Genomic DNA, 21,005 nt, shown 5'->3' with positions numbered 1-21,005 from the left:
GGCGATCCCGCCTTCCAGTCCCGCTCCGGTCCTTCGCGGTCGCTCCTGCTTTCGGGGCGGTGCGCGTGCGGCCCGCGCGGCTGGAGTTCCCGCAGTCCCCCCGTGTCCCTGGAGTCCCCACCATGAAGAAGAAGCTTCTGTCCGCCCTGCTGCTGTCCACCGCCCTCCTCGCCGCCGGCTGCGGGGGTAACGACGAAGAGGAGGCCCACGTCGACGAGGAGGGCTGTGAGCACCTGCAGAAGGGCCCCGCCGTCGCCGTCACCGCCGCCGTCAGCGGCACGGGCCCGGCCGTGAGCAACGACCACACGCGCTACGACATCGCCCTGGTGGACGTCGCCGGAGGCAAGGGCGGCGCGGTGTCCTTCGCCGTCTCCGAGGCCACGGACTACGTCCTCTACACGAGCGCCACGGTGCCGGTGAAGGTCACCAACGGCAGCGGCGCGGCGGTGGAGTTCGAGGAGAGCGCCACCAGCTCCTCGCTCTGCACGGACATCCAGGGCCGCTACGTCGTGCCGCTCACCGTGGGCACGCACACGCTCACCTTCGGTCCCTCGACCCTGTCCTCGGTGTCGCTCGTCATCGAGGAGTCGGGCGAGCACGACCACGACCACTAGCCACCTCTTTCCCGTCTCAGGAGTTCCCCATGGGTACCTTCCAGCAGTTCCTCGACAGTCAGAAGATCTCCCCCGCGGTGTTGCTGCGCCGCTCGCGCCAGCTTGAGGCGCACACGGAGGAGGACCGCGTCCTCAAGCGCAAGCGCTCCACGCGCCGCCGCGACAAGGAGCAGCAGCAGAAGCCGTACGCGGAGCTGGGCCTGGGCAAGCCGCGCAGCGGCCGGGGCCTGAGCGAGCAGCAGCTCAATGCCGCGCGCGAGGACAAGCCGCTGTCCCCGCGCGTGCGCTCCAAGCTGGTGCGCGCCGTCAACGCGCTGCTCACCAAGGCGGGCGCCACGGCCGTGGACGCGAAGGCGCTCTTCGGCGACGTGCCCGCGCGCGTGGGTCCCACCGTGAAGAAGGCCGCTTCGTAGCGGCCCCGGAGGCGCCCCATGTCCAAGGTCTCTTCTGGCAGTGCCGGTTCCCTGCTTCCCTGCGACGTGCGCCGCGACGGCGACCGTCTGTTCGACGTGGCCATGTGGTGCCTGGGCCAGGACGTGCGTTGCCCGGACGGCAACGTGCTGCTGCGGCACGGGCTGGTGCGCGAGGCGCGTCCGCCGGGCGTGGAGGGACAGAGCGCGTACCAGGGGCGGCTCTTGGACGGGGGGCGCCTCACGCTGTGGGGCTTCGGCGCGCTGTGCGAGTCGTGCGGCGCCGCCATCTTCGTGCCGCGCGACGGCTTCGTACCCCGGTGGGTGGAGGACGCGCGCGGCCCGGCCTTCCGGGTGGAGGACGTGGGCGTCCGGCGCGACGCCGCCACCGGGCCGGAGCGCAGGGCGGCGCGGGCGGGGCTCGCGCGGCTGGCGGACTGGCTCGCGGAGTACGAGGCGTGGGTGGCCCGCGACGTGGGCCTGGCCTGGCGGCGCGAGTGCCTGGCGGCGCGGCGCAAGGCGTCCCCCATCCCGGCCGAGGAGCTGTCCACCGCCTGGAGGAGGCTGGCCGTGCGCGTGCGCGCGACCGACGCCTCCGTCAACACGCTGTCGCTCCGATGACCGGAGCGTGAGGAGGACACCATGCTGGCACGTCTGTTCCGAGCCGATGCCCCGTCGGTCCACTCCCACGTCGCGTGGGAGGACCTGCCGGACGAAGCCCTTCCCACGCCGCCGCTCCTGGACGGGCTGGGAGACGCGCACCTCCAGGTGACGACGCAAGTCCCCCTGGCGCAGGCGTACTTCAATCAGGGCCTGCGCCTGCTCCACCTGGGCTGGGCGCTGGAGGCCCGGCGCGCCTTCGCGGAGGCCGCGCGGAAGGACCCGTCCCTCGCCATGGCGTGGTGGGGGCTCGCGCTCGCCCGGGGCGTGGGGCAGCGCTTCACGGCGGACCGCGCGGAGGCCATCCGCAAGGCGCTGACCCTGGCGGAGGGCACCACCGACATGGAGCAGCGGCTGGTCGTCGCGGCCAGCCTCCTCGCGGACAAGGGGCCCGCCAATGGCAGACATGCCTTCGTGCGGGAGATGGAGTGCCTCATCGACCGCTACCCCCAGGAGCCCGAGCCGCGCCTGCTGCTCGCGGGCTTCCTGCTGGACGGGTACGAATCCGACGGGCGCCCCGGGCAGGGACAGCCCTACGCGCAGTTCCTCCTGCGCGACCTGCTGCGCACGCACCCGGCTCACGCGGGCGTGCACGTGGCCTGGGTGCAGGCGTGGCTGCCCAGCGCCCGGCCGGAGACGGCGTTGGAGAGCGCGGAGCTGCTCCCGTCGCTCGTGCCCTCGGGGAGCCCCGCGCTGCTCGCCGCCGGACGCCTGCTGCTGCGCGTGGGCAGGGCGGTGGACGCGAACCGCGTCCTGGAGGCCGCGGTGACGGCGGACGACGCGTACCTCGCGCGCGAGTCGCTGCCCCTGGAGGTGGCGCCGAGCGCGGACACCGCCCTGCGCCTGCTCAGCGAAGGCTGCGTGGAGGTGGGGCAGTACCGGGGCGCGCAGGCCTGGGCGCGCAAGCTGCGGCAGCGCGTGGAGGCTTCAGGAGGCCAGCCACAGGCGGTGCTCTTCGCCGCCACCACGCTCGTCGCCGCGCACCTGCGCTTCGGCTTCAGCCGGGCGGCCGCGGAGGTCCCCATGGAGCTGGGAGACGCCGCCACCGTCGCGGAGGCCGGGCTGCGCGACGCCGTGCGCCTGTACGCGAAGGGCGTCTGCGCCCTGGAGACGGGACGGCTGGGCGACGTGGAGCGCGCGTGCGGCGCCCTGGACGCGCTGGTCCTCACCCTGGCGGAAGCGCCGCGCTCCGAGGGCCGCGCCCTGTGTGCCCGCGACGTGGCGCGCACGGTGGAGGTCGCGGCGCAGGAGCTGCGAGGCACGCTGGATGCGCGCCGGGGAGACTCTGGCCGGGCGGAGGCCGCGCTCACGCGGGCGCTGCGCCTGGAGCGCCGCCTGCGCCCCGTGGGCCCCGCGCTCTTCTGCCGGCCGCCCCGGGAGACGCTGGCCCGCATCCGCCTGCGCTCCGGCCGCGAGGAGAAGGCCCTGGAGCTGGCGCTGGAGCGGGCAGGGGAGCGGCCCGGCTGTGGCCACTGCATGCTGCTGGTCGCGGAGGCCCACGTCGCCTGCGAGTGCATGTCCGAGGCGGCGCACGACTTCGCCGTGGTGCTGGACCTGTGGCGCGACGCGGATCCGCACCTGCCGGGCCTGCAACGCGCACGGGGCTTCGCGGCGCGGGGGCACCGGGGCCGCACGGCGCTCCGCCGGGTGCCGGACGCGGCCTCGGTGGACACCGCGCCCGTCCCCCGGGGCGGTGAAGCGCCCTGGACCGTTCACGGCGCCTGAGCCCGCACGCCGCCGCGCTTGACGCAGGCGCGGCCTTCGCGTCACTAGGGACATCCTCCAAGGAGCCGCCCCATGCCGTCGTTCCGCCTGAAGCCCGAGCAGGCCGCGCTGCTCGTCGTCGACATCCAGGAGCGCCTGTGCGCCGCGATGGACCGCGACGCCCTGGACCGCATGCTCGCGCGCACGGGCGCCGCCGTGGAGGGGGCGCGGGCGCTGGGCCTGCCCGTCATCGTCACGGAGCAGTACCCGCAGGGGCTGGGCCGCACGCACTCGCTGCTCAAGCTGCGCCTGGGGGAGTTCAAGCCGCTGGAGAAGCTGGAGTTCTCCGCCGCCACGCCGGACGTGCTCTCCGTGCTGGGGGACCGCAAGCAGGTGCTCATCACCGGCATGGAGACGCACATCTGCGTCTTCCAGACGGCGCGCGACCTGGCGGACAGCGGCCGGGAGCCGTGCCTGCTCGCGGACGCGGTGCTGTCGCGCTCGGAGGAGGACCGCCGCGTGGGCCTGGAGCTGTGCCGCGACGCGGGCGCGCGCATCCTCACCGTGGAGTCGGCCCTGTTCGACATGCTGGGCCGCGCGGGCACGCCCGAGTTCAAGAAGGTGTCCGCCGCCGTCCGCTGAAGCCAGGGACGACGGCGGCCTCCCGCTCACGCCCGGCGCTTGAAGGGCACGCGCACCAGGCGCACGAGCATCATCATCAGCACCAGCACCCCGGACAGGACGGTTTGAGAGCCTCCCACCGGGAAGTCGTAGAAGTACGCGAACAGGTACCCGCCCGCGCCCGCGATGCCGCCCAGCACGGTCGCCGTGAAGAAGGTCCACGGCAGCCGCAGGTCCAGCACCAGCGCGGCGATGGCCGACAGCGTGGAGAACGCGAAGACGGGCAGGGCGCCCAGGGCCCGCGCGCACACGCCCACCATGATGCCGATGGACACCATCAACACCGTGTCCAGCAGCTTCACCGGCAGCCCCTGCACGGTGGCGCCAATGCGGTCGAAGCTGACGAAGGCGATGCCCCGGAACCACCACAGGTGCAGCACCATCAGCACCGCGCCGGCCACCGCCACCGCCTGGAGTTGATCCGGCGTCACCAGCACCGCGGTGCCGAAGAGGATGCCCTGGATGTCGTGCGCCTCCTGCGCGATGCGGTCGCCCACCAGGATGGCCGCGCCGCCCGCGAAGGCGAACGCGCACCCCAGCAGGCTCTCCCGCGACAGCCGCAGCCGCGCGGGTTCAATCATCAGCAGCAGCGTGGCCGCGACGGACAGCACCACCGCGCCCACCAGCGGATCCACGTGCACGCCCAGGTGGATCTCCGCGAAGAAGGCCAGCGCCACGCCCAGGCCCGCGGTGTTCGTCACCGCCGCGCTGACGAACACCATGCGCCGCAGCACCACGTAGACGCTGAGGAAGCCCAGCACGCACCCGGCGATGAGCGCGCAGAGGATGGGGTCGCGGAACAGCTCCCAGCCCGCCTGGAACTGTTCCCACTTCGAGGGCTCAAGCAGGGTTGTTTCCACGGTGGGGTCCCTGGGGCGCGCTGTGGCAGTAATCGTCGCCGTACTGGCGGCGGAAGGCGGGGTGACAGAACACGGTGCGCGCATCGCCCATGACGAAGCAGCGGTGCTCGCGGTCCACGAAGAGGATGACGTCGGCGTGCTCGGCGGCGACGGACAGGTCGTGGCTCACCACCACCACGCCCAGGCCCCGGTCATGCGCGAGCGCGCACAGCCGCAGCATCGTCTGCTTCTCCGCCACCGCGTCCATCGCGGCGGTGGGCTCATCCAGCAGCACCACGTCCGCCTCGGTGGCGATGACCCGCGCCAGCAGCGCGCGCTGCTTCTCGCCGCCGGACAGGTCGCGGAAGGGCCGCTTCGCGATGCCGCGCGCGCCCGCAGTGTCGAGCGCCGCCTCCACCTTCTGCCGGTCCGTCTTGCTGGGGAAGGGCCGCAGGAAGTTCCACCCGGACAGCCGTCCCCAACTGGTGAGCTCCCGCGTGTGCACGGGCAGCAGCGAGTCGATGGCGGACATCTGCGGCACGTACGCGCTGCGGATGTGCGGCGCGCCCAGGGTGATGCGGCCGGACACCGGGGGAATCAGTCCCAGGAGCGTCTTGAACCAGGTGCTCTTGCCGGAGCCGTTGCGGCCTACCACCGCCACGAACTGGTGGCGGCGCACCACCAGGTCCATGGGCGGCAGGATGTCCTTGCCCCCGTAGCCGATGACCAACTGCTCGCACTTGAGCAGCGGCTCGCCAGGCTCCGGCACCGCGGCGCGGTGGCCCCGGTCCAGCTCCGTCTCGTGTTCACCGTGAGCCACGGCTCACCTCCGCGGTGGGGCTCAGCGCCGCCACCTTCTCCAGGAGCGCGGCGCGCACCGCCGCGTTCTCAGGCGCGTCCAGGTCCACCACGCCGTCGGTGCCCGGCTTCGCGGCGGACCAGTCCACCGCGTCGAAGAGGGCCGGCGTCACTTCCAGCTTCAGGCCCAGCTCGACGCGCGGCGCGTTCTCCCGGTCGGACGGCACGTCCAGGTCGCCGGTGAGCACCGCCACCGGCGTGGCCTCCGCGCCCGTCACCGTCGCGGTGAAGCGGAAGGGCAGGGCGCCCGCGAAGCGCGCCGGCACGCGGCCATCCCGCACGCTGCCCGTCATCCGCAGGCCCGTGACGGCCCAGCGCCCCCGGGACAGCGTCGTCTTGCCCAGCGCGCACGCGGGCTCGCAGGTGAGGCCGCGGGTCGCGGGCGCCAGCAGGTCCAGCTCCGCGTCCACCGGCAGGTTGGCCACGGTGACGGTGGTGCTGCCACCGCCGCCCAGCTCCGCCTGGATGTCCTCGTAGTCCACGAGCGCCCCGGAGTCGCTGTGGCAGTGCCCGTTGTGGCACAGCGAGTAGCCCGGCGGCGGAGAGGACGGGTCGAACGTCGTGCTGCCTCCGCCCCCGGAGCTGGCCAGCAGGTCGATGCTGCCCAGGCTCACCGCGCCGGTGTCCATGCGCAACTGGAAGTCGGACGCGAGCGCCTGGTAGCCGTCGCCCGCGTCGCGGCCGGACACCGGCGTGTACGCGGCCTGGACGGAGGGCTCCAGCACCGCGAAGCCCTCGCCCGCGTCGAACGCGCACCCGGACACGAGCGCGACGGGAAGCAACCATGCCTTGAGTGGAAAGCGCTTCATGGCGTCATTCCCCCTTCCCGGCGAGGCCCTGCTCCAGCCGGCCCACCATCAGCTCCAGGCGCTGCACGTACGTCTGGCCGGAGCGGAAGTCGGTGCCGCCCGGCAGCGTGACGAGCGCGGCGGGGATCTTCGACGCCACGAGCTTCGCGATGTTGTCCGGGTAGTAGTCCTCCTTGAGCACCAGCTTCACCTTGTTGGCCTTGCCCTGCCCCAGCACCTGCGCGACGTGGGACGGGTTCGGCGGGATGCCCGGCTTGGGCTCCAGGAAGGCGATGGTCTTGAAGCCCAGCCAGTCCTGCAGGTACGCCGTCGTGCGGTGGTACGCGATGACGGGCACGCCCTTGAACCCCGCGAGCCGCTTCTCCCAGCCCGCCTGCGCCGCCTGCAGCTCCTGCGTGAACTTCGCCAGGTTGGCCTTGTAGGCCGCGGCGTTCTTCGCATCCAACTGCGACATGCGCGCTTCGATGGCCGCCGCCACCTTGAGGGCCTGCCGCGGGTCATAGAGGTAGTGCGGGTTGCCGCCGGGGTGCACGTCGCCCTGGCTGCGGTCCACCTGACCTGCGGGGACCTCCTGGAGGCTCACGAACCGCGACGCGTCCAGGTAGCCCGGGTTGCCGGACTGGATGCGGCTGTTGCGCGCGCCCAACTGGAGCGTGGGCAGCCAGCCGATCTCCAGGTCCAGTCCCGCGGCGATGAGCAGGTCCGCGCGGTTGAGCGCGAGCGCCAGGTTCGGCTTGGCGTCCACGAAGTGCGGGTCCTGCGTGGGCAGCGCGAGCGCGGTGACGTCCACCTTGTCCCCGCCCACGGTCCTGGCCAGCGCGGCCAGGTCCGGGAGGGTGGCGACGACCTTCAGGTCCGCGCGAGCGGGGACGGCGGTGAGGCTGACGACGGCGGCGCACAGGGCCGCGAACAGGCGAAGGGAACGCATGGAAGGGCTCCGGAAGAAGGGGTCAGAACGCATGGGCACCGTGGGCGCCGGTCACGACTTCAAGGGCGAGGAAGGCCGAGTAGTCCGGCGACTCGCGCCAGCCCACGCGGTCCGTGGCGGCCTGCAGGCGCAGGCGGGAGAACTCCGTGGGCCAGAACGTCACCGACGCTGTGATGCGCTGGCGGTCGGAGATCCACTCGGGGTCGAGCGGATCATTCGCCACGCGGCCCTCCAGCGTCTTCGCGGCCGAGCCGAACTCGTAGCGCAGGCCCGTGGCCCAGCGGTTGGAGAAGCGCCACACCGTCTGCGCGTAGCCGCCCCAGTCGGACAGCACGTCCTCCGGCACCTGCCTGCGGCGGTAGAGCACCTCCGCCTGGAGCACCAGTTGCTGCGAGCTCTGGGACGTGATGGGCCGGAACTTCAGGTACACGTCCGTGCCGTAGATGCTGGTGTGGTTGCGGTAGCCCGTGGCGTTGGGGCCCGTGGCGGCGGACAGGCCCCAGAGCAGCGACAGGTCGTCCGACAGGGGGAAGAACTGCTTCACCGCGCCGGTGAGCTGGAAGTCCAGCGGGGACAGCACGCGCTCGGCGGCGGCGCCGAAGAAGCTGCGCGCGGTGGCCTCGCCCGTCGCGTCGGTGGCGCTGCCAATCACCTCCACGTACCAGGGCAGCGGCGTGAGCCACGAGCCCTCCACGCCCAGGCCGCGGTTGCCCTCCGCGCCGAAGTAGCGGCTCATGATGAAGGGCTGATCCACGAAGTCCCACGCGTGCGGGTGCGTGGCGTTGATCCGCCCGAAGCGGGTGAGGAACTGGCCCGCGCGCACCTGGAGGTTGGCGGGCAGGTCCAACGTGGTGACGTACGCCTCTTCAATCTCCACGCCGAACTGGCTGAAGACGAGGTTGCTGTCGAAGCGGAAGTACGGGTCCACCACGGAGCCGATGGACAGCTCCAACTGCTGGAGGTTGAAGCCGTTCTTCGTCGGGTCGTGCGCGCCGCCCTGCAGGGGCTCCTTGTTGGAGAAGGCCGCCAGGGCCATGTCCAGGATGAAGCTCAGGTTGAGGAAGTTGGTGCCGCCGGAGATGGCGTTGGGCAGCTTCAGCGGCGTCACGCCGGAGTCGTTCGTCGCGGTGGGCGACGCCGGGGACGTGTCGCCGGACGGACGCGCGCGCGTGCTCGTGTCCGTGCCCAGCGCCTTCTCAATCTCCTCCATCTCCTCCGGGCTCAGCGCCGGAGTGTCCTCAGAAGCGGGCGGGGACTCGGTTGCGGGTGGGGACTGCTGGGCCCACGCGGCGCTCGCGGACAACTGCGCGGCGAGCACGACGGCGAGGGCGCGGGGATTCCTGCGCGGAAGGGGGGACACGGATGTTTGCTCCTCGGAACCGGCCGGCCGTGGAGCACGCGCGTGCGCGCCCCACGACGAGCTGTCGACCTGATGACCTGCTTCACGGACACGACACGCGGGACTACGCGTGCGTCGGAGGCGAGGCCTTGGGCGCGGTGTCGAGGACGGCGAGCGGCGCGAAGGAGCGGGGCGGCGCGGTGGCCGGGTGGTTGCTCTCCACGCACGCCGAAGCGGCAGGGACGTCCGAGCCCGCGAGGGCCCCCACCTGCGGGGCGGCCGTGAGCAGCGGGCACGTCTCGTGGTTGAGGCCCGTCGCGTCCGCCACGGCGGGCGGGACGGAGGCGACGACGGGGGCGCGCTCGGAGAAGCGGGACAGCGCGGGGTTCGCGCGCCGCGCGTCCTCCTCGAACGTCTGGTGCTGCGGACAGAACCGGTGCGCGTGCTGCTCCACGTGCAGCGCCAGACCCAGCGGCTGGGCACCCCAGAGCGCGACGAGCAGCATCGCGGTTAGGCGGGCAAGGGTGTGGGCGCGCGAGAGCATCTGAGGGTCCAGGCTGGCTTACTGTCGGCCCCCGGGAGTGTCAAGGCAGGCAGAGCATCCATCCGTCTCCCGGTGCTCCCGGGCACGGACGGATGGAGCGGTGCGGCGATTCAACGCCGCGGGCGAGCCCCGCCACGACACGATGACCAGGGAACGTTGTTTTCATTCCGGACGTCCCTCCTGGCCGCATCGGTTAGGTTGGGTGGACCACCGCCACGCCCCACCGCGCCAGGAGTCGCGCCGCCCGTGCCTTCCTCCCGTTCCCGTCGCCGCGCCCCCGCCGCCAAGGCCCCGGCCCCTCGCGCCGTGCGCCCCGACCCCGCCGCCATGGCCCGGGCGGTCCGCGACTTCCTCACCGCCGCGGGGCTCGACCTCCAGGACGTGAACCTGGTGGACACGCCCACGCGCGTGGCCGACGTGTGGGCGAACGGCTTCCTCGACGGCTACGGCCGCACCCCGGAGGAGGCGCTCGGGAAGACCTACCCCGCGCCCTCGGACTCCTCCGGCGAGCTGGTCGTGGTGACGGACCTGCGCTTCCACTCCATGTGCCCGCACCACCTCCTGCCCTTCACCGGCCGCGCCCACGTGGCCTACGTGCCGGGTTCGCGCGTGGTGGGCTTCGGGCGCATCGGCGCGCTGGTGGACCTCTTCGCCCACCGGCTCATCCTCCAGGAGGACCTGGCCCGGCAGGTGGCGCGCTCGCTCGCCCGCGTGCTCGGCAGCCCCGCCACCGCCTGCATCCTGGAGGCGGAGCAGGCGTGCCTGCGGCTGAGGGCCGACCACCAGCGCGACGCCGTCACCCACGCGGAGGCCTATGAAGGGCGCCTGCGCCGCGACGGCCCCCTGCGCCGCGAGCTGTGGGCCCGCCTGGGCGCCCGTCCGGGGACAGGCCGATGAACCCCGCCGCCCAGACCTTCGAGCGGGTGGCGCCCGAGCGCGTGGCGAAGGTGCTGGAGGCCCTGGCGGACGTGCTCTCCCAGGGCCAGGTGAAGCGCGACGAGGCCACGCTCGACGCCTACGCGCGCGACGAGTCCGACAGCGGCGTCTACCGGCCGGACGCCGTCCTCCTGCCGGAGTCCACCGCGCAGGTGTCCGCCATCTTCAAGGCGTGCCAGGCGCACGGCGTGCCTTTCACCCCCTGCGGCGCGCGCAGCGGCAAGAGCGGCGGCTCGCTGCCCCTCAAGGGCGGCATGGCGGTGAGCCTGGAGCGCATGAACCGCATCCGCTCCATCTCCCGCGAGGACCTCACCGCGGTGGTGGAGCCCGGCGTGGTGACGGGCGACCTGATGAAGGCGGTGGAGGCGCAAGGGCTCTTCTACCCGCCGGATCCGAACTCCTGGGAGTTCTGCACGCTGGGCGGCAACGTGGCGGAGAACGCCGGCGGCCCGCGCGCCCTGAAGTACGGCGTCACGCGCGACTACGTCATCGGTCTGGAGTGGGTGATGCCGGACGGCGAGGTGCTGCGCGTGGGCCGGCGCACCATCAAGGGCGTGGCCGGCTACGACCTGGTGGGCCTCTTCGTGGGCTCCGAGGGCACGCTCGGCGTGGCCACCGAAATCACGGTGCAACTCATTCCATTGCCGCGTCAGGTGATGACCGCGCTGGTGGTGTTCCCGTCCGTGCTGGACGCGGCGAAGGGCGTCTCCGCGGTGCTCGCCGCGGGCCTGCTGCCGCGCTGCCTGGAGCTCATCGACGAGGTCGCCGTCCAGGCCATCGTGCACCGGGGCAGCTTCCAGTTCCCCCCGGGCGCGGGCGCGGCCCTCATCGCCGAGGTCGACGGCAACACCTCCGAGGGCGTGCTCGCGGAGCTCCAACTGTTGGGGGACCTCTGCGAGCGCCACGGGGCCACCCAGACCCTGGTGGCCCAGGACGACAGCCAGCGCGAGAAGCTGTGGGCGGCGCGGCGGGTGATTTCGCCGGCGCTGCGCGCGCTCAAGCCGGCGAAGATCTCCGAGGACATCGTGGTCCCCCGCTCGAAAATTCCCGAGATCATCGAGCGGCTGAAGAAGATGGGCGAGGAGCTGGGGCTCACCGTGGCCACCTACGGCCACGCGGGCGACGGCAACCTGCACGCCAACATCCTGTACGAAGGTCCCAGCCAGCGCCCCCTCGTCGATGAGGCGCTGCGCCGCATGTTGATGCTCACCGTGGAGCTGGGCGGCACCATCACCGGCGAGCACGGCGTGGGGCACGCGAAGCGGGAATATCTGGCGCTGGAGCAGGCGCCCGCGCTGCTGGAGCTGCAGCGGCGCCTGAAGGCCTTTTTCGATCCATCAGGCCTGCTCAACCCCGAGAAAATCTTCCCCGCGCTCAAGCGTTGAAGACTTCGTGACCGGAAACGTAGGTGCTGTCCCACCCGTCGCGTCGCGCGCCTCCAAGCGCCCGGAAGTGCGAGCGCGTGATGGGCTTTTGACAAGGGTAAGAGGGGGAAATGCCCTTCTTGGAAGGAATGAGAAACCCTTTCCGCCGTTGCGCGTCCTAGTGACAGATGGACGCGGTTCGTCGGGGGATTCATCGCGTCCGGCAGTTACGAACGGAAGGACGGGAAATCATGGCCAACTCGACGAAGTACGCGGCAGAGGGCCTTTCGCATTACCTGCGTCACCTGGGCGGGCACCAGCAGCTCACGCGTGAGCAGGAGTACGAGCTGGCCCGCCAGGCCCGCAAGGGTGACGAGAGCGCCCGACAGACGCTCGCCAGCTCCAACCTCGCTTTCGTGGTCGCCGTGGCGAAGAAGTTCGCCAATCGCGGGGCCCGCCTGGACGACCTCATCCAGGAAGGCAACGTCGGCCTCATGAAGGCCATCGAGCACTTCGATCCGAAGAAGAACGTGCGCTTCGCCACCTATGCCGTGTGGTGGATCCGCGCCTACATCACCCGCTACCTGAAGGACAACCGCAGCCAGGTGCGCGGCGGCGAGGCGGAGCGCGGCAGCATGGTGGACTTCTCGCTGGACGCCACCATCGACGAGGAGGGCGAGACGACCTTCCTCGACCGGCTGGAGGACGGCGGTCCCTCCCCGCAGGAGTCGTTCCTCTCCCGCGAGCAGGACACCGAAATCCAGGACGCGCTGGCCAAGGTGCGCAAGCGCATTGGCGACCTGGGCTGGGACATCCTCCAGGAGCGCCTCACGCAGGACAAGCCGCTGACGCTGGAGGAGCTGGGCCAGCGCTGGGGCGTGTCGCGCGAGCGCGTGCGCCAGGTGGAGCTGAAGACGAAGAACTTCCTGGAGCGCTACCTCATCGCCTTCAACGAGAACGAGGAGCACACCGCCACGGCCGACGCGGCCTGAAGCGGACGGGCGCAAGCAGCTTCTGTCGCATCGCTGACGGGACCTGGCGGGGTGTTCGCACCTTGCCGGTCCCGTCTTCTTTTTTGCCGCGCTGCGTCTGGCGCGTTCGGTTGATGGTAGGCGAGCGTGCGTGCTAAGGCTTTTCGATGCGCTTGAAATTGCTTGCCCTTTGGGTGCTTTGGGCCGTCCCGGCACACGCCGCGGATCCCGCGCTGCTCGACCAACTCGACGCGTTGTACGCGAAGCGCGGTGACGCCGAGTCCGTGAAGGCGCTGGACACGCAGGTGTCCGAGGCGCTCAAGGCCGCGCCGGACGACTTCGACCTGGCGTGGCGCAAGGCCCGCATCCTCCAGTGGCAGGCGGACGGCGCCACGGAGAAGAAGCTGAAGATGGTCCTGGGCAAGCAGACCTGGGAGGCCGGCGACAAGGCGGCGAAGCTCCAGCCGGCGCGCGTGGAGGGGTACTACTTCGCCGCTTGTGGCATCGGCTCCTACTCGCAGGCCGTGGGCATCATGAAGGCGCTGGGCGACGGGCTGGAGGGCAAGTTCAACGAGCGGCTGGACACCGCGCTGAAGCTCGACGCCACGTACGAGTACGGCGGCCCCTGGGTCGTGAAGGGGCGTTATTTCTATGAGTTGCCCTGGCCCAAGCGGGACCTGGGCAAGTCCGCCGAGTACTACCAGAAGGCCATCGCCAAGTTTCCGCAGTCGCTGCGCGCGCACTACTACCTGGCCGAGACGTTGCTGAAGGACGGCAAGGCGAAGGAGGCGAGCGCGGCCATCGAGAAGGTCAAGCAGGGAAGCACCGCGTACAACCCCGCGGAGGGGCAGCGCGTGCAGCAGTGGGCCAAGAAGGTGGATGCCGACATCCAGGAGGAGCTCAAGTGAGGGCAGAGAGTCAGGTCACGACGGCTCCCGCGGCGGGCGGGACGCAGGAGCAGAACCTCGTCCAGTTGCTCGTTCAGCGGGCCCAGAACGCCTCCAAGGTAGGCGTGACGCACAAGAAGGACGGGCGCTGGCAGGACGTCACGTTCGCGCAGGTGCTGGAGGACGTGAAGGCGCAGGCGGCGGGCCTCATCGCCCAGGGCATCCAGCCCGGGGACCGGGTCGCCATCTTCGCCAACACCAGCTTGCAGTGGATCATCGCGGACCTGGCCATCAGCGCGGCCCAGGCCATCACGGTCCCCATCTATGGCTCCAACACGCCGGATGAGTGCCGCTACGTCCTGAACCACTCGGAGACGAAGCTGCTGCTCGTCGACAACGACGAGAAGGACGCCAAGCAGGCGGGCCGCCTGTCGCGCGTGCGCTCCAAGCTGGCGGACATCCCCTCGCTGCAGAAGATCGTCGTCTTCGAGGGCCCGGTCTCCGGCGACAAGGAGATGTCGCTCGCGGACATGGTGGCCTCCGGCAAGGGGCAGCCCCAGGCCGCCGAGTCCGCGTTCGCCGAGCGCGTGGCGCAGGTGAAGTCGGACGACACCAACCTGCTCGTCTACACCTCCGGCACCACGGGCGACCCCAAGGGCGTCATCCTCACCCACGGCAACTGGGCCTATGAAGCGAAGGCCACCCAGGCCATGGGCATGATGAAGCCGGAGGACTCCGTCATGCTGTTCCTGCCCCTGGCGCACGTGTTCGCCCAGGTGGTGAAGGCCGCGTGGCTGTCCATGGGCTTCCGGCTGATCATCGCGGAGTCGGTGGACAAGCTGCTCGCGAACCTGGCGGAGACGCGCCCCACGGTGCTGCCGTCCGTGCCGCGCGTGTTCGAGAAGGTCTACAACAACGTCGTGGCCAACGGCTCCGCCGCGCCCGGCGTGAAGGGCAAGCTCTTCAAGTGGGCCTTCGGCCTCTTCGACGAGTACGCCGAGGCCAAGGGCCAGGGGCGCGAGTACGACACGCTGATGTTCAGCCTGGCGAAGAAGCTCGTGTTCTCCAAGGTGCGCAAGACGCTCGACGAGAAGCTGGGCGGCAACATGCGCATCTTCATCTCCGGCGGCGCGCCGCTGTCCCGGAAGATCGCCTACTTCTTCGACCTGCTGGAGCTCAAGGTCCTGGAGGGCTACGGCCTCACGGAGACGAGCGCTCCGTGCAACGCCAACCGGGTGGAGAAGATCAAGATCGGCACCGTGGGCCCGCCGGTCCCGGGCACGGAGATCAAGATCGCCGCGGATGGTGAGATCCTCGTGCGTGGCCCCTGCGTGATGAAGGGCTACTACAAGAACCCCGCCGCCACCGCGGAGGTGCTGGAGCCGGACGGCTGGTTCCACACCGGCGACATCGGCGAGGTGGACTCCGACAACTACCTGCGCATCACCGACCGCAAGAAGGACATCATCGTCACCGCGGGCGGCAAGAACGTGGCGCCGCAGAACATCGAGAACACGCTCAAGACCTTCCCGCTCATCAGCCAGGCCATGGTGTACGGCGACAAGCGCCCGTTCCTCGTGGCGCTGATCACCGTCTCCGAGGAGCCGGCGCGCAAGCTGCTGGAGGAGAAGGGCATCGCGGTGGGCACCTACGCGCAGAACTCCCAGCGGCCGGAGATCAAGGCGGCCGTCGAGGAGATCATCAAGAAGGTGAACGCGGAGATCCCCCCGTACTCCAGCATCAAGAAGATCGCGGTGATGGACGCGGACTTCACGCAGGAGACCGGTGAGCTCACGCCCACCCTCAAGGTGAAGCGCAAGGTCGCCAGCCAGAAGTACATCAAGACCATCGACGCCATGTACGAAGGCGCCAAGGTCATGGACTGACGCACCAAAGCCCGACGCCCGTCCCTGGCCGCTTGAGAGCGAGCAGGGTACGGGCGTCACGGGTGAACGGTCAGGGATGTTGTGACGTCAGGGGCGGGGCCTTCCCGGGCCCACCCGGACGGACCCGCACTCAGGCGTGGGAGCTGGGCGACTTCGCGGCGACGTCCTTGTCCACGGTGGTGGACGCGGACAGCGTGCCGGGCTTCTTCTCGGAAGCGTCGTCCTTGTCCTCGTCGCTGGAGAAGCCGCGCTTGAAGTTGCGGAGCGCGCTGCCCAGGGACGAGCCGAGCTGCGGCAACCGCGAGCCGCCGAACAGCAGCAGCAGCGCCGCGAAAATCAGAAGAATCTCAGGAAGCTTCAATCCCATGGCTTCGCTCCTCACGAAATGCGCGGGGGAGCATACCGGTGGGAGGTGGGTCGCGCTAGCAACTCCAGCGGCCGGGGCTCATGCCTGCCAGCCCGCTGGCTGCCCGAGTTCCTCTGGCAGCGATAAGGGCAGCGTAAGGAAGAGGGTGGTGCCGCCCGCGTCCACCCGGCCACCCACCTGGCCGCCATGGGCCTCCACCTCCTGCCGGGCCAGGAAGACGCGCAGCGGATCCTCCAGCTTTCGCTCGCGGAAGGCCCGCGCCTCGCACTGGAAGACAGCGTCGATGTCCTCTTCCGGAACGGCCGCGCCCTCGCGGCGCACCTCCACCCGCACCTGGGGCCCCAGGCGCTCGGCGCGCACGTGGAGCGCCTCGCCCGGCTGCGCGCGCGCCAGCAGGTGGTGCACGAAGGCCTCCACCGCGTGCTGGATGCGGCCCGCGTCCACCGTCACGTCGGGCAGCTCCGGCAGCGCGTCCAGCACCAGCCCCACGTTGGCGGCGGACGCCGCGGCGCGCGTGCGCTCCACCGCGGCATCCAGGATGGGCAGCAGCGGCTGCCGCTCCCGCTCACACGCGAGCGCGCCCAGGTCCGCGCGGCTGGAGTCGAAGAAGTCCTGGGCGAAGGAGAGCGCCCGGTCCGCGTTGCGCAGGATGGTCTCCAGCCCGCGCTGAGCCTTGGGCTCCAGCGGGATGCGCCCGTTGAGCAGCAGGGCCGCGTACGAGCGGATGTTGGCCAGCGACCCGCGCAGGTCGTGCGACGCGAGCGACAGGAAGCGCACGCGGTCCGCCACGCGCTCGCCCGGCGGTGAAGCCTGGGACACCTGGGGTGAACCCTGCTCCAGGCTCCAGGGCACCGGCAGCGCCCAGACCAGGCGTCCGCCGTCCTCCAGCGGCTCCTCGCCCACCAGCAGGATGCGCTCCTGGCGCTCCCACAGGTTGCGCTCGCCGTCCTTGCGGCGGAAGCCCGCGGCGGCCATCAGCCCGTCGATGCCCGTCGCGGCGGGCGCGGGGGGCAGGGCCTCCAGCCCCAGGTAGTCCAGGAGCAGGGGGCCGAGCAGGCGGGGTGTCCCCTGCCGCGGCAGCAGCGCGAGCCCCGGCGCGGCTTCGTTGCCTCCAGGCGTCTCCCCCATCCACGTCACGCGGGCCTCCCTGGCCGTGCCTCGAATCAACGGAAGGGTGGGCAGTGACTGTCGGTTTTGCAACGGGCTCCGGCTCCGTCCGCGGGCCCCTTGATTTCTTGCACCCGGGGGGCCAGTGATGGTGGAAGATCGACCTCCGGTAGCGGCATCGAGGAGACACCTCTGACCTCGCTCAACGCACAGCATGCTGATGCACCCGTGGTGCTCGTCGTGGATGACGATCCCGACATCCTCGAAGCGCTCTCGGAGATCCTGGAGGCCGAGGGCTTCGAGATCCGCCGTGCCCGCAACGGCAAGGAGGCCCTGGAGCGCCTGGAACCGGACCCTCCGCACCTCATCCTCCTGGACCTGATGATGCCGGTGATGGACGGCTGGGAGTTCGCCCAGCGCATGCGCCAGAAGCCGGCCTTCGCGGGCATCCCCATCATCGTCCTCAGCGCGGATCGCAACGTCGGCAGCAAGGCGAAGGACATTGGCGCCATGGGCCACCTGGCCAAGCCCTTCGAGCTCAACGACCTGCTGTCGATGGTGCGACAGTCCCTCGGCCCCTCGGCGGACACGTCGCGCGTCTGAGCACGCCCCCCGTGGCCGTGCTTGACCGGGGCCGTGGCGCGCCACTACGGTCCGCGCAGGCTTGATTCACCAATCAACGCTAAAAAGGAGCGAGTCATGGCGAGCGCGAAGGACATCATCGAGACGCAGATTCCCGAGAAGCTTCAGGCGAAGCCGGAGCTGGCGAAGGACATCAACGCCATCATCCACTTCGACGTCTCCGGTGAGGGCGGCGGCAAGTGGACGCTGGACACCACCAAGCCGGACGGCTGGGTGTCCGAGGGTCTCAACGGCGCGTCGAAGATGACGGTCACCGTCAGCAACGACGACTTCGTGAAGATCCGCGAGGGCAAGCTGAACCCGCAGATGGCCGCCATGCAGGGCAAGCTCAAGTTCAAGCCGATGGACATGGGCCTCGCCATGAAGCTGGCGAAGCTGCTGGCCTGAGCCTCTGAGTCTCGTGTCGTACCGACGGCGCGTCACCCCTGGTGGGGACGCGCCGTCTGCATGTCTCCACCTCCCCCCTGGAGCCCCGTTTTCATGCCTGAGCCGTCTGCCCCCCTCGCGGGCCTGCGGGTGCTGGACCTGTCACGCCTGCTGCCCGGCCCGTACGCGACGCTGGTGCTCGCGGACATGGGCGCCACCGTGGACACGGTGGAGGACCCGGACGTGGGGGACGCCACCCGTCACATGCCGCCGCACCGCGACGGAGAGGGCGCGCTCTACTACGGGCTGCACCGCAACAAGCGCTCGCTCGCGCTGAACCTCAAGACGCCCGAGGGGCGTGACGCGCTCCTGCGCCTCGTGGCCCACTACGACGTGCTGGTGGAGAGCTTCCGCCCCGGCGTCATGGACAAGCTGGGCGTGGGCGAGGCGGTGCTGCGCCAGAAGAACCCGCGGCTCATCTACTGCGCCATCTCCGGTTACGGCCAGACGGGGCCGGACCGGTTGAAGGCGGGGCATGACCTCAACTACGTGGCCCGCGCGGGCCTGCTGGGCTACGGCGGCGAAGCCGGCGGCGCGCCCGCGTTCCCGGGCGTGCAGATGGCGGACATCGGCGGGGGCAGCCTCTTCGCGCTGGTGGGCATCCTGGCCGCGCTGCACGAGCGCCAGCGCACCGGCGTGGGCCGCTTCGTGGACGTGTCCATGACGGACGGCGCGCTGGCCTTCCTCCACCTGCACCTGGCCTCGCGCCTGTTCATGGGGCAGGAGGGCACGCCGCTCCAGCGAGGGAGCGAGCCGCTCAACGGCGGCTACCCCAGCTATGGCCTGTACCGCACCGCGGACGACCGCTGGCTCGCGGTGGGCGCGCTGGAGCCCAAGTTCTTCGGCGCACTCTGCGCGAAGCTGGGCCGCCCGGAGCTGCTGGATGACGCGTACTCAGGGGGCGAGGACGGCGCGCGCGTGAAGGCGGAGCTCGCCCGCATCCTCGCGAGCCAGCCGCTGGCGCACTGGCGCGAGCAGCTCTCCGGCCCGGAGTTCTGCGTGGAGCCGGTGGCGGAGGGCGACGAGGTGCTCGCGGATCCGCAACTGCGCGCGCGCGGCCTCTTCGTGGACGCGGACGATGCGCAGCGCGGCATCCGCGTGACACACCTGCTCACGCCGCTGCGCATGGGCGACGTCGCACTGCGTCCACCGCCCACGCTGGGACAACACTCACGCGTCATCCTGGAAGACGCGGGTTTCACGGCCGAGGAAATCTCGCGCCTGCTTGCATGAACAACGCGTGAAACGAACCCAGGAGGGCGGGTTCGCACGCGGATCCAAAGTGACCCGTTGCTGATTGACAGCTCCGGGGCCACAGTTAGATCTTTCCTGTTTTCTGACTGGAAAATCGACTTTCAAGCCCTGGGAAGGAAGGTCCCCCGTGCCCGACGCGCAGGAGCTCGAGTCATACATCCGCCGGAAGTTCGCAGAAAACGTGGGTCTCACGGAGGAGGAGTTGTTCGCCGAGGATCTCTCGCTCGCGGCGCTGATCACGCGCTCCGGGCGCATGACCAACAGCGTGGACCTGATGGAGGCCTTTGCCCGCACGTCCAACGGGCTGCGCAAGGATTTTGGACTGCGGGTCCGCCTGCCGGCACTGTCCCTGGATACACCGGTGTCGCAGGTCCTGGCGGTCTTCATGGGTGAAGTCACGAACCCGGAGCGGAAGTCGGCATGAGCGTCCTGGCGCGCAGCCTCGAGCACGAAGAAGCGACCGGCGTCCCCTCCAAGGCTCCTCCGGGCGAAGGCCGCCCGGCCATCCTGGCGGAGCTGTACGAAGCGCTCACCCAGCGGGGCATGTCGCTGGTGGACGTCACCTGGGAGCAGCAGCGCCTGCACGAGTCGCGGCGCTGGAGCGTGGTGGAGATGCTCTCCCACGTGGACTCCACACAGGTGGGTGAAGCCGACCGGCACCTGGTGTGGAACGCGGGACGGGCGGAGCTGACGACGAAGCCGGGCGCGGACCGGCTGGAGCGGCTGGCGGACGGAGAGTGCCGCCGGTGGCAGGAGAAGAACCCCACCGTCGCCGCCATCATGCAGGCGTGCGGCACGTGGAGCCGCTACTGGAACGAGGAGGAGGCGCACCACGAGACGGCGTTCAACCGCCTGTCCTCGGTGCTGAAGCTGGAGCCCGTCAGCGACGCCACCTTCATCGAGTTCCGCAAGGTCTTCCCCGACGACGACATGCTGCGCACGCTCACGCTGCTGGCCATCTCCGAGGTGGTGGCGGCGGTGGACTACGGCCAGTGCTCGCAGAGGGTCCAGGACCCGGGCCTGCGCGCGCTGTTCAAGCAGGTGGCCGCGGACGAAGTGCAGCACATGAACTACTTCATCGCCTTCGCCAAGGCGCTGGTGGACAGCGGCGCCTACAAGGCCAAGGAGGCGTTCGCGGTGGCGCACCTGTTCCTGCGCGACGGCGGCGAGGTGCACGGCAGCAAGCGCGAGCGCGTGGAGAGCCGCGACACCCACGTCAACTGGTGGGATCAGTTGGAGCACCGCGAGGGCTTCTACGCGCCGGACGCGCTGCGCAAGAAGGAGCAGCTCATCTTCCACGCCCTCAAGCGCATCACCGGCATCACGGTGGCGTCGCGCGAGGAGGTGGAGGACACCTGGATGGACCTCGTCGGGTGCTGATGGGCCTGGGCCACGACCTCCAGGCCATCTCGGAGCTGGAGGCCGCGCGGGCCCTGCGGGAGCCGGACGTCTTCTTCACCGCCGCGGAGCTCGCCCACTTCGAGCGCGCGGCGGATCCGCTGCAGAGCCTGGCGGCGGGCTTCAGCGCGAAGGAGGCCCTCTTCAAGGCGCTGCCCGCGGTCGCCGGCTGGTTCTGGACGGACGCGGAGCTCGTCCACGACGCCCGGCACGCGCCGCGCTTCCGGTTTCACGGCACGCTCGCGGCGCACCTGGCGCGCGAGGCCCTGCAGGTCGCTGTCTCGCTGTCACATAGCGGAGGGTTCGTCTCGACGGTGGTCATCGTGACGCGCGCTCCGTCTCCCTGAAGTCGCTGTCCCCCCCCGGCAGCCAGAAGGACAT

The 21,005-nt window shown here is 70.7% G+C and carries 24 protein-coding genes; 16 read left to right on the top strand and 8 right to left on the bottom strand.

Translation table 11 applies throughout. From position 1 onward, the window contains the following. Window positions 1–122: 122 nt before the first annotated feature. The 5 genes from K8556_RS23360 to K8556_RS23340 all read left to right on the top strand — a co-directional run bounded on the left by K8556_RS23360 (window position 123) and on the right by K8556_RS23340 (window position 4,030). A complete protein-coding gene (locus tag K8556_RS23360) occupies window positions 123–614 on the top strand; it encodes a hypothetical protein (RefSeq protein ID WP_223742288.1) in 492 nt (163 codons plus the stop codon). Between the two features lie 29 nt (window positions 615–643). Further along, window positions 644–1,027: a hypothetical protein gene (locus tag K8556_RS23355; RefSeq protein ID WP_223742287.1), complete on the top strand. Its 384-nt coding sequence runs from the start codon at window positions 644–646 to the stop codon at window positions 1,025–1,027. Between the two features lie 18 nt (window positions 1,028–1,045). Then, window positions 1,046–1,645 carry a hypothetical protein gene (locus K8556_RS23350; protein ID WP_223742286.1) on the top strand — a complete coding sequence of 200 codons (600 nt, stop codon included), beginning with the start codon at window positions 1,046–1,048 and terminating at the stop codon, window positions 1,643–1,645. Between the two features lie 21 nt (window positions 1,646–1,666). Then, window positions 1,667–3,409 (top strand): hypothetical protein, encoded by a 1,743-nt coding sequence (locus K8556_RS23345; RefSeq protein ID WP_223742285.1) that lies wholly within the window; start codon window positions 1,667–1,669, stop codon window positions 3,407–3,409. Between the two features lie 72 nt (window positions 3,410–3,481). Beyond that, the gene (locus K8556_RS23340; RefSeq protein ID WP_206792756.1) at window positions 3,482–4,030 is read left to right on the top strand and encodes an isochorismatase family protein; all 549 of its coding nucleotides are present in this window, start codon (window positions 3,482–3,484) and stop codon (window positions 4,028–4,030) included. Window positions 4,031–4,056: 26 nt separating this feature from the next. Here K8556_RS23340 and K8556_RS23335 read toward each other — a convergent pair whose 3' ends face one another. The 6 genes from K8556_RS23335 to K8556_RS23310 all read right to left on the bottom strand — a co-directional run bounded on the left by K8556_RS23335 (window position 4,057) and on the right by K8556_RS23310 (window position 9,347). Next, entirely contained in the window at window positions 4,057–4,929 is an 873-nt protein-coding gene (locus K8556_RS23335) for a metal ABC transporter permease (RefSeq protein ID WP_223742284.1), read from the bottom strand. Then, window positions 4,910–5,728 (bottom strand): metal ABC transporter ATP-binding protein, encoded by an 819-nt coding sequence (locus tag K8556_RS23330; protein WP_223742283.1) that lies wholly within the window; start codon window positions 5,726–5,728, stop codon window positions 4,910–4,912. Before K8556_RS23330 ends, K8556_RS23335 begins: the two co-directional genes overlap by 20 nt. Further along, entirely contained in the window at window positions 5,715–6,575 is an 861-nt protein-coding gene (locus K8556_RS23325; RefSeq protein ID WP_223742282.1) for a hypothetical protein, read from the bottom strand. The genes K8556_RS23330 and K8556_RS23325 overlap by 14 nt, the downstream gene beginning before the upstream one ends. Before the next feature lie 4 nt (window positions 6,576–6,579). After that, window positions 6,580–7,503 carry a metal ABC transporter solute-binding protein, Zn/Mn family gene (locus K8556_RS23320; RefSeq protein ID WP_223742281.1) on the bottom strand — a complete coding sequence of 308 codons (924 nt, stop codon included), beginning with the start codon at window positions 7,501–7,503 and terminating at the stop codon, window positions 6,580–6,582. 22 nt (window positions 7,504–7,525) lie between these two features. After that, complete coding sequence (locus K8556_RS23315; RefSeq protein WP_223742280.1) at window positions 7,526–8,863, bottom strand: zinc-regulated TonB-dependent outer membrane receptor; 1,338 nt, start codon at window positions 8,861–8,863, stop codon at window positions 7,526–7,528. A 103-nt stretch (window positions 8,864–8,966) separates the two neighbouring features. Beyond that, window positions 8,967–9,347 (bottom strand): hypothetical protein, encoded by a 381-nt coding sequence (locus K8556_RS23310; protein ID WP_223742279.1) that lies wholly within the window; start codon window positions 9,345–9,347, stop codon window positions 8,967–8,969. A gap of 366 nt (window positions 9,348–9,713) precedes the next feature. Here K8556_RS23310 and folE point away from each other — a divergent pair, with 366 nt between their 5' ends. The 5 genes from folE to K8556_RS23285 all read left to right on the top strand — a co-directional run bounded on the left by folE (window position 9,714) and on the right by K8556_RS23285 (window position 15,430). Continuing rightward, window positions 9,714–10,283, top strand: coding sequence for a GTP cyclohydrolase I (folE, locus tag K8556_RS23305; protein WP_255652079.1), 570 nt, complete (start codon window positions 9,714–9,716; stop codon window positions 10,281–10,283). Further along, the gene (locus tag K8556_RS23300) at window positions 10,280–11,707 is read left to right on the top strand and encodes an FAD-binding oxidoreductase (protein ID WP_223742277.1); all 1,428 of its coding nucleotides are present in this window, start codon (window positions 10,280–10,282) and stop codon (window positions 11,705–11,707) included. The genes folE and K8556_RS23300 overlap by 4 nt, the downstream gene beginning before the upstream one ends. A 230-nt stretch (window positions 11,708–11,937) precedes the next feature. Beyond that, window positions 11,938–12,678, top strand: coding sequence for an RNA polymerase sigma factor RpoD/SigA (locus K8556_RS23295; RefSeq protein WP_223742276.1), 741 nt, complete (start codon window positions 11,938–11,940; stop codon window positions 12,676–12,678). 146 nt (window positions 12,679–12,824) lie between these two features. Further along, window positions 12,825–13,565, top strand: a complete 741-nt coding sequence (locus K8556_RS23290; RefSeq protein WP_223742275.1) for a tetratricopeptide repeat protein — start codon at window positions 12,825–12,827, stop codon at window positions 13,563–13,565. Further along, window positions 13,562–15,430 carry an AMP-dependent synthetase/ligase gene (locus tag K8556_RS23285; protein ID WP_223742274.1) on the top strand — a complete coding sequence of 623 codons (1,869 nt, stop codon included), beginning with the start codon at window positions 13,562–13,564 and terminating at the stop codon, window positions 15,428–15,430. The genes K8556_RS23290 and K8556_RS23285 overlap by 4 nt, the downstream gene beginning before the upstream one ends. A 130-nt stretch (window positions 15,431–15,560) precedes the next feature. On the opposite strand, the gene K8556_RS23280 is transcribed toward K8556_RS23285, so the two are convergent. Next, window positions 15,561–15,797, bottom strand: coding sequence for a twin-arginine translocase TatA/TatE family subunit (locus K8556_RS23280; protein ID WP_223742273.1), 237 nt, complete (start codon window positions 15,795–15,797; stop codon window positions 15,561–15,563). A 78-nt stretch (window positions 15,798–15,875) separates the two neighbouring features. Beyond that, complete coding sequence (locus tag K8556_RS23275; protein WP_223742302.1) at window positions 15,876–16,925, bottom strand: sensor histidine kinase KdpD; 1,050 nt, start codon at window positions 16,923–16,925, stop codon at window positions 15,876–15,878. A gap of 207 nt (window positions 16,926–17,132) precedes the next feature. Between K8556_RS23275 and K8556_RS23270 the strand changes: the two genes are divergently transcribed. The 6 genes from K8556_RS23270 to K8556_RS23245 all read left to right on the top strand — a co-directional run bounded on the left by K8556_RS23270 (window position 17,133) and on the right by K8556_RS23245 (window position 20,971). Next, window positions 17,133–17,507, top strand: a complete 375-nt coding sequence (locus K8556_RS23270) for a response regulator (RefSeq protein WP_223742272.1) — start codon at window positions 17,133–17,135, stop codon at window positions 17,505–17,507. Window positions 17,508–17,603: 96 nt separating this feature from the next. After that, window positions 17,604–17,933 (top strand): SCP2 sterol-binding domain-containing protein, encoded by a 330-nt coding sequence (locus K8556_RS23265; RefSeq protein WP_223742271.1) that lies wholly within the window; start codon window positions 17,604–17,606, stop codon window positions 17,931–17,933. A 93-nt stretch (window positions 17,934–18,026) separates the two neighbouring features. Beyond that, entirely contained in the window at window positions 18,027–19,205 is a 1,179-nt protein-coding gene (locus K8556_RS23260) for a CaiB/BaiF CoA-transferase family protein (protein ID WP_223742270.1), read from the top strand. A gap of 148 nt (window positions 19,206–19,353) precedes the next feature. After that, window positions 19,354–19,650, top strand: coding sequence for a hypothetical protein (locus K8556_RS23255; protein ID WP_223742269.1), 297 nt, complete (start codon window positions 19,354–19,356; stop codon window positions 19,648–19,650). Then, window positions 19,647–20,606 (top strand): ferritin-like domain-containing protein, encoded by a 960-nt coding sequence (locus K8556_RS23250; protein ID WP_223742268.1) that lies wholly within the window; start codon window positions 19,647–19,649, stop codon window positions 20,604–20,606. Before K8556_RS23255 ends, K8556_RS23250 begins: the two co-directional genes overlap by 4 nt. Next, window positions 20,606–20,971, top strand: a complete 366-nt coding sequence (locus K8556_RS23245; RefSeq protein WP_223742301.1) for a holo-ACP synthase — start codon at window positions 20,606–20,608, stop codon at window positions 20,969–20,971. The genes K8556_RS23250 and K8556_RS23245 overlap by 1 nt, the downstream gene beginning before the upstream one ends. Window positions 20,972–21,005 lie beyond the last annotated feature (34 nt).

This window comes from Corallococcus sp. AS-1-12 (genome assembly GCF_020036995.1).
Taxonomy (GTDB): domain Bacteria; phylum Myxococcota; class Myxococcia; order Myxococcales; family Myxococcaceae; genus Corallococcus.
This window is presented reverse-complemented; position numbering and strand designations above follow the sequence as displayed.